This is a genomic window from Ferruginibacter sp. (genome assembly GCF_031391665.1).
Taxonomy (GTDB): domain Bacteria; phylum Bacteroidota; class Bacteroidia; order Chitinophagales; family Chitinophagaceae; genus Ferruginibacter.
This window is the reverse complement of sequence record NZ_JANMUN010000172.1, coordinates 1-8048: the sequence shown is the minus strand read 5'-3', so window position 1 is coordinate 8048 and position 8048 is coordinate 1. Positions and strand designations below refer to the sequence as shown.

Below are 8048 nucleotides of genomic sequence, written 5' to 3'. Positions count from 1 at the left end.
CCAATGGAATAGAAGTTTTTGTCATTTGCAAAGAGCTTAAAATTTTTCTTTTATACGCAGGATGCTATGCATGAGTGCCTCAACCTGACATTTTTTTAATCGGATAGATTCAATGTCTAATTGGTATTACTTTTATTTGCAGCTGCAGTTATCATTTCTTTCAGCACTTTTATATCAATATCCTCCAATTTATTTATGTAAAGGCAACCAACACCTGTTTTATGCTTGCCCAGTTTTTTTAGAGCAGCTGCATGTTCCATAATACCAACGCTAATATATATCGACAGATTAGTTTTACGGGGTGCAAAACCTATACGTAGCCAATCTACCTCTCTGCCACTGGTGGGGCTTTTGTATCTTTTAATGCCAAAACCGATGATAGAGTTGCTCCATAATATTGGCGCTTCACCAGTTGCTTTTTTCATCATTTCCAATAGCACAAAACTGTCTTTACGTTTTTGTTCACTTGGAAGGCTATTAATAAAATCTTCTGCCCTTGCTGTGGTTGGTTTTGTTTTTATTACAGCCAGTTTTGATTTTTTTTCTGCCATTTGAAATTATTATTTGTTTTACAATGGTTTATAATTCACATCAATTTCAAACAATCTTTTACAAATACCAAAACTTTCCTGCTTTTATAAATCTTTGCTGATGCAAAACAGAATAACAGCAGTAGCAGAAAATTTACACCTTTAACAACCCACGGAAACCTCTTGCAGCATAATAAGATTCTGCTCCATTATGATACAAGAAAACATTGCCATAGCGGTAATCACAAAAAAGTGCCCCGCCAAGTTTTCTGATAGCAGCAGGCGTTTTTATCCAGCTTGATGTTTTCGTATCAAAATTTTCTCCTGACTTTTGTAAGGATTGCAAGTACCGGTATTGCTCTTCCGTTAAAAGTTCAATACCCATTTCTGCAGCCATTTCAACAGCACTGTTTTCCGGTTTATTTTCTTTTCTTTTTTCCAGCGCTTCATGATCGTAGCAAATACTTCTGCGGCCTTTAGGACTTTCTGCAGCACAATCATAAAAAATATACTCGCCTGTTTTTTTATCATAGTCAACAACATCCGGTTCACCGCCACTCTCTTCCATTGCATTAAGCGACCAAAGTTTTTCATTATTGACTTCTAACTTTGCCTGCACTTTCGCCCAATCGATACCTTTATGGCGGTTTATATTTTTTTCAAAACGGGTTTTTAATGTATTGAGAAGTGCTGAGTGTTGTTTTGATGACAATTGCTTTTTCATTTCTATTAAAATTTATATACTTTTTTATTAATATTGAATAGGTCGCTAAATTGTCCTGTCATAATACTCACAAACTTTATTGTAAATTTTTTTCAAAGTCAAGCCTTTAGTTGATGATAAATCATTCACAAGGTCTTTTACAGCGTCATATATTATTGGAAGGTGGTTTATGAGTTTTGCATGAATTGAGTCTGGAGTTGTAAAAATGCAAACAACTTGATTGTTTTCATTAATTAACTCGCCTTCGGTTGTAACTGTCCAATCAATTTTATAGTCGGCTTTTGTGTCTATAATTTGTTTGAATTTCTCAAACAGCTTTTTGGAAACTTGTTTTTTGCCTTAGTCATAACCAATCATAAACTCACCGATTAAATCAATTAAGTCGTCACCATTTTTTATCATCAACTTTTCTTTGTCGGAGGCAGTCGGAAGGAAATAAGTTATTTCTTTAGATGATTTGTCAAATAGTGTATCTTTTTTTAGAGTCCAAGACATAACCTCAAATTTTAAAAGTGGTTCAATAAATTTCCGGTAATGAAAAAGTCTTGGCGTTGTTGGGAAATTCGAGTTCCGTCAGCCCATAACCGAAGACCAATAATTGCAATATTGCTGATGTTTTATTCATAAGCCAAATTTATAACGTCCTGCCCGCACTAAAGCACAATAAAGAACTGACACATCCTGAAAAAAGTTGACAACCAAATGTTGAGGCATATTTGTCAAGCCTCAATAATGCCAAACCTAATGTTAGCTGTTCGGGCTTTCCCTTGTGATACCCAACTCTTTTAGCTTTATTTGTCGCCACTCTGGATATTTATCAAATTTATTTCTGTTGGTTATTTCCCATTGTATCACTTTAGCATAAGGTTTTCTTTCTTCACCTTTTGGATTTTCCATTGGGTACTTAGAACGCAATTCTTTGTATTTTTTGGCGAAAAAGTCAAAGTAAGTTCCAATTATACCAAGCCCTGTATTAATTTCTAAGTCTTCTAATTCTTTAACAATATTCTGTAGTATTTCCCTATTTCCATTTTTCTTCCTTTGTGATTTAATCCATACAAGTTTATCTTCTAACCAATTACCCAAGTCAGCTATTTCAGGATTTGGGTCTGTCTGTGAAGGAAGCCATTTATAATTATTTTGCGATAATCTTTCTTTTTTCAATTGCTCAATTAAAATTAATTTATCTATAATAACTTCCTGATTGATATTTCTTTCGTCATCTTCTGAACTCTCAAGAAAGTGAATATCTTTCAGACGTTTAATTTCATATTCAGTAATCTTTCTCTTTTTGGTTTTATAATTTTTTTCATTTTTCAACTGCTCCAATCTTAATCTTTGGTCCATACACCATTGTGCTAAATCATTTAAAGGATTTTGCTTATTTTTTTTATCTACCGTAATCCACGCAAACTTTTGCTTTTTTGATTTGCAGTAAGCATCAACTCTTGCTAATTTGTTTTCCCATTTTTGCATCCATATAATTTCGTTTGGATTGCCCCAAAAGAAATTTTCTTTATCCAATAATTCTAAGTGGTCTGGTAGAATAGCTCTTACACCATTCTCGTCTCTATGATTATAAAACTCTCTCTGCCTTTTATACCAATTATACAACTTATGACCTTCTGGAATGATTGTGTTTCCACCATTTTCTTTTTTAAATTCGATGAATTCATTAAAATAAATTAGCCAAGTTTCTTTATATTCATCTGTTATTAAAAATCTATTTCTATTTCTTTCAGAAGTTGAGGTTGATTGTTTACTTTTTAATTTTTCTTCTTCAATTTTCCTATATCTTTCTTCTTCTCTTAATCTTTCTCTTTCAATAATTTTTTCTTCTTCTTTTTTAAATTCAATATCTGCTATTTTGTGACGTTCTCTATAAATTTTATACCTTTTTTCATAATCTAATATTGTTTCAAGTATTTCAATTTTTTTTGATTTTGTATTGAAATATGTAAACTGCTCCATTAAATCTTTATGCAATAATGAGTCTATGGTCGTATCGCATTCTATAGATGTTTCTATATTATTTTCTAAACCACCACTTGTCAAATTGGCTGAACCGATATATAGCTTTACATTATTTTGAGTTCTAAAGAAGAATATTTTAGGATGAAAAGTCGGAAAACTTTCTCTGTTTAAATAGATAATATGGTTGTCTGTAAATAATTGCTTTAAGGCGTTAGGTTCTGTCTGATAGAAATTTGTCCCAACGTAAAAAGTTACTTTAAAGCTTTTTTTATTTATTACTTCCAAAAAAGATTTAAGACCTGAATATTTTAGAAAAGCTGTACAAATAATAATCTCTTCTGCAAATTCAAATGCAGTTAAAATTTCTGTTTTGTGATTTTTAGCTTCGCTGTTTGAAAGTATTTTCATTTTATGCAGGGTCTGTCTAGCGTGACAGCTAACTCAAATATATGCGAAAGTTTCCCCCTTTCAAACTGTTATAAAAAAATCATCTTAAATACAAAACTCCCAGGCTTTCGTTTTTACTTCGCTAGGTTTGCCAAACTTTAAAAGCTTCGCAAACCTCTTTGCACTACTCCACCTTCAACCCCCAATCAATTCCTTTTTGTGTTGCAGGCACACCATCTATTAACCATTTAGCCGGCTTCTCTCCTTTAAGTTTCCAGTCAAAAAATTGTTGTTCCCGTATTTGAATATCTTTACGGTTTTTTCTTTCAATTAAATTATGGGCTTCGCCATTGTACACCAATAACCAAACAGGTTTATTAAGTCTACGCATAGCCGTAAACATTTCTATGCCCTGGTACCAGGGCACGGCATCATCAGCATCGTTACTCATTATTACCAATGGCGTGGTTACTTTGGGTAAATGAAACAGCGGCGAATTTTCGATATACAGATTTGGTTTTTCCCAAAGCGTGGCACCAATACGGCTCTGTGTTTTTTCGTATTGAAACTGGCGGTTGAGACCCGTACCCCAGCGTATGCCGCCGTAAGCACTCGTCATGTTGGCAACAGGTGCGCCTGCCCATGCGGCGGCAAATAATTTTGTTTTAGTAATAAGATATGCCGTTTGATAGCCGCCCCAACTTTGCCCCTGCAGGCCGAGTTTGGTACTGTCCACATAACCCAATTTTACAACAGCCCTTACGCCGCTTACAATATAATTATAGGCATCGTTGCCGGGGTGGCCGGTGGTGTAAGAAATATCCGGCGCAAAAACTACATAGCCACGGCTTACAAAAAAAGAAATATTTAAGCGGCTCGGCGTAGGCGATGGTGCGTTATAACTGTACAAACCATCAGATAGTTTTTCGTAAAAATAACTTATCATCGGGTACTTCTTTTTAGGGTCGAAGTTTTCGGGCTTGTAAATAATACCTTCGCTTTGTTTGCCATTGTAAGTTTTCCATTTAAATAATTCGGCAGTGCCCCAGTTAAAATCTTTTTGCTGTGGATTAATATCACTTAATACCATTTCATCTTCAACCGATGTGCTGGTGTAATATAAATTGGGCGATGATGCATAATTTTCTTTGGTATAAATAAATGCCATAGCATTTTTTGCTTTTAAAGGAAAACCAAATACATTTTTTTCGGGTTTATTACTAAAAGAAAGAAAATTGTTTTTTAAAGTTGATGCATCCAGCACCATAGTTTTTGCAATATTATCAAACACCCGAAATGCCAATGGCTTTTCTGTATTTACAAAACGTTCTTCCCTGTCGGTGGAAATATAGCGGTACGTAATTTTATTTTTACGGGGCATTTTTGAAGGGTCGATAATTGTTGCAGGCATTGCAGCAGCATCCGGATCTACATTCCAAACATCGTAACGGTCGTACACATAAAAATTTTTATCATCGTTGCTCCAGCCCATTATACCATAAGGATTGGGATGATCGGGCACATCATTATCTTCTTCGTAAATGGGTACTTTTATTTTTTCAGTTACATTTTTTGTAGCACCTGTTGCCACATCATAAGTAAAATAATTTTTCTTCGCTTCATCGTACCAGTACACATATTTACCAGCAGGGGAAGCATTAAAGTTGGCCTGTACATTTGCTGCTACTAATTTTTTTGTGCCATCTGCTGTACGGATAACATACGCCGATGTTTTTGTATTGCCCGTCCATTGCAATTCTTTCCGGTTGTCTTTATTGGTGGTGGCTAAAACCCAATCGGCACTACCTTCATTTGGCAGAGTAATTCTTTCTGCGTCTTCGGCTCCCAGTTGTACCAATTTATTTTCACCGATATTTATTACTGCAGTGTAGCTGCGTTTTAATTCGGCATCTAATTGTTTTAATTGCTGCGGTTGTAAATAATCGTCGTTGTAATGCCATACATCCACACGGGCCAGTTCAAAATCTATCAGCGTGGTATCTTTAGCAGGTTTAATGGCAGCAGTACCAAAAAATAATTTTTTACCATCTTTACTAAATACAAGAGTGGCATTTTCACTGATGGTGCTGCCGACTTTCATACCCACTGTATTTTTTTCTGCCAGCAGTTTTGCACTGTCTTGCCCATTAGTATAATGCCAGAGTTTATAAAATTTGGTGAGTGATTTTGTACTGCTGTCTCTTTCAGCAACAAAGGCCAGTTGATTTCCTTCCTCATCAAAAGCATAATTTTTACAATCGTTACAGCCTCTTATTAATGTATCAGTTTTTTCGCCATACAAATCGTACAGTAACACCATGGCTTTGCTGTTACTATCTTTATTATTTTTTGTAGTTTCAATTAAAAGCCTGGTGGCTTTTTTATTAAAAAAATATTCGCTTACCAGTTTGAAAGTTTTTTCTTTCCCGTCAATAAGCCTTCGTAAAATTAAATCGGTGCCTTCGGTTGCAGCGCTGGCTATGGCATCATCGCCATCGGCATCTTTTAACTCTGTTAAATCTTCATCAGCTTTTTTTAAAATTTGTTTAGCGGCTTTTTGTGCTGCTTCAATTACTTCCTGCTTATTAATTCTTCCTCCAATGGAATCAATTGATTTTTTTATAATAGAGTCGGCCAGCTTTACCAGCATATCTATTTTTGCTTTGGCAGAATCGTACACTGCCACTTTTGTTTTTTTGGTACTGTCTGGCATTGGCTTTTCAATATGATAAGCAATAAAGCCTGCGCCTTTTTCGGGGGATTTAAAAGTTTTGGTACGGGCAAATTTGGTTACGCTTTCTGCACCCAGTTCAATAATGCCCAAAGAATCTTTTGGCATATCATCGGGTCTTTTCTTTTTAATCCTGGCCTGCCTTGTATCCTGAAAAGGAGGTTTAATTTTAAACACTGCATATTTACTGTCTTCGGTAATTACAGCGCTGTAACCACGGGGTATAATTTTTTTATATTTTGTTAGAGGGTTTTGAATAACTAATTCGCCATCCCCTTCCTGCGGATTAACAGCGTACACCACAAATTTTCCATCGTTGCTTATCATGCGTTCGCCAATGCTTTTCCAGTTGTCGTAAACGGTATGGTCCAGTGGTTTTTTGTTTTGTGCGGTTGCGGAAAAAGCAATTACTAAAAGTAAAATGGAGAAAAATCTTTTCATGTGTAAAGTTTTGGAGCAATAAAGTTATTGCATTTGTATGAACGGGGATTTGAAAAGATTAAAAGGATTTTAAAAATGATAAATCCTTTTAATCTTTTAAAATCCACCCAAATCTGCGTTCAGACAGAAATCAATCTTCCAAAAACCCCCATTCATTCCTTAACCCTTCTAATCTTTCGCCTTGCAATTTTATGGCATCGTAATGCCCGGCATTATTTTTTTGGCGGTAGGCTTCATACAAAGTAACAGCACAGGCCACAGAAATATTTAGTGACTTTATAATACCCACCTGCGGAATAATAAAATTGCCGTCGGCCAAAGCAATAATTTCTTCGCTAACGCCACTGTGTTCATTGCCAAAAACTAAAGCCACAGGTTCGGTTAAATTTAACTCATGCAATCCAACGGCATCGCTGCTTAAATGTGTGGTGTAAATTTTTTTATAGCGTTTGCGTAATTCAGCAAAGCATTCATTGGCATCGGTGTACTGATGCACCGTTAACCATTTGGCAGCGCTGGAACTACTTTTAGCTCCCCACTTTTTATGTGGTGGAATTTTAGTATTCAAAATAAAAATATCCTGCATACCCACGGCATCGGCGGTACGCATTACAGCGCTGATGTTATGCGGATCAAAAACGTTTTCTAAAACTACAGTAAGATCGGGCTGGCGTTTGTTTAAAACTGTTGTAAGCCGTTCGTTGCGTTCTGGTGTCATGCCCAAAAATACAAATTTAAATACAAGAAATTTTTGAACAATGCAATTAAGAATGATTGTATATTTATAGAGGATAGAAATTTTAATACTTCAATCACCCATCAGGGATTGGGGCGATATACAAAACAGTTATCAGCTTTATAACATGAGAACACAATTAAAAAAAGACGAAAAATTATTGATCATTATTCGCCAGCACTGGATAAAATTAGTGCTGCCCATTTTTGCATGGCTGCTGCTTTCTACAATTTTATTACTGCTGATGACCAATTATACTATTGCATTCATCATTATTTTAATTACAGCCATTTACCCTATGGTGGAGTACATTAACTGGAAATACAATTTATGGGGTGTTACCAATATGAGGGTGGTGGACGAAAGTGGTTTTTTTACCCGCTATTCCAAAGAAAGCCCTTTAGATAAAATAAATAATGTAGAATACGACCAGCCTTTAATGGGCCGCATTTTTGGCTACGGCAATGTAGATATACAAACCGCTGCCGAAATGGGTGAAACAAAATACACCCTCATCCATCATCC

General features: G+C 35.4%; 6 protein-coding genes and 1 pseudogene. 1 reads left to right on the top strand and 6 read right to left on the bottom strand.

Annotated features, from left to right (window positions below; all coding sequences use genetic code 11):
• Positions 1 to 116: 116 nt before the first annotated feature.
• From ACY651_RS13095 to ACY651_RS13070, 6 genes and pseudogenes are all read right to left on the bottom strand, one after another.
• Positions 117 to 551 (bottom strand): DUF1801 domain-containing protein, encoded by a 435-nt coding sequence (locus tag ACY651_RS13095; RefSeq protein ID WP_462253438.1) that lies wholly within the window; start codon positions 549 to 551, stop codon positions 117 to 119.
• 133 nt (positions 552 to 684) lie between these two features.
• Positions 685 to 1254 carry a DUF4256 domain-containing protein gene (locus ACY651_RS13090; protein WP_462253436.1) on the bottom strand — a complete coding sequence of 190 codons (570 nt, stop codon included), beginning with the start codon at positions 1252 to 1254 and terminating at the stop codon, positions 685 to 687.
• A 339-nt stretch (positions 1255 to 1593) separates the two neighbouring features.
• Entirely contained in the window at positions 1594 to 1749 is a 156-nt protein-coding gene (locus ACY651_RS13085; RefSeq protein WP_462253434.1) for a hypothetical protein, read from the bottom strand.
• Positions 1750 to 3240: 1491 nt separating this feature from the next.
• Positions 3241 to 3636, bottom strand: a pseudogene (locus ACY651_RS13080) (restriction endonuclease PLD domain-containing protein); the annotation flags it as partial.
• A gap of 163 nt (positions 3637 to 3799) precedes the next feature.
• Positions 3800 to 6787 carry an alpha/beta hydrolase family protein gene (locus ACY651_RS13075; protein WP_462253432.1) on the bottom strand — a complete coding sequence of 996 codons (2988 nt, stop codon included), beginning with the start codon at positions 6785 to 6787 and terminating at the stop codon, positions 3800 to 3802.
• 130 nt (positions 6788 to 6917) lie between these two features.
• Entirely contained in the window at positions 6918 to 7505 is a 588-nt protein-coding gene (locus ACY651_RS13070; protein WP_462253430.1) for a TrmH family RNA methyltransferase, read from the bottom strand.
• Positions 7506 to 7650: 145 nt separating this feature from the next.
• Between ACY651_RS13070 and ACY651_RS13065 the strand changes: the two genes are divergently transcribed.
• Positions 7651 to 8048, top strand: a 398-nt coding sequence (locus ACY651_RS13065; RefSeq protein WP_462253428.1) for a PH domain-containing protein, incomplete at its 3' end; no start/stop codon positions are given.

Excerpts from the sequence above, each read along its gene's own strand:
- ACY651_RS13085 (WP_462253434.1), bottom strand. The coding sequence starts at position 1,749 with ATGTCTTGGACTCTAAAAAAAGATACACTATTTGACAAATCATCTAAA.
- ACY651_RS13095 (WP_462253438.1), bottom strand. The coding sequence starts at position 551 with ATGGCAGAAAAAAAATCAAAACTGGCTGTAATAAAAACAAAACCAACC.
- ACY651_RS13090 (WP_462253436.1), bottom strand. The coding sequence starts at position 1,254 with ATGAAAAAGCAATTGTCATCAAAACAACACTCAGCACTTCTCAATACA.
- ACY651_RS13070 (WP_462253430.1), bottom strand. The coding sequence starts at position 7,505 with ATGACACCAGAACGCAACGAACGGCTTACAACAGTTTTAAACAAACGC.
- ACY651_RS13075 (WP_462253432.1), bottom strand. The coding sequence starts at position 6,787 with ATGAAAAGATTTTTCTCCATTTTACTTTTAGTAATTGCTTTTTCCGCA.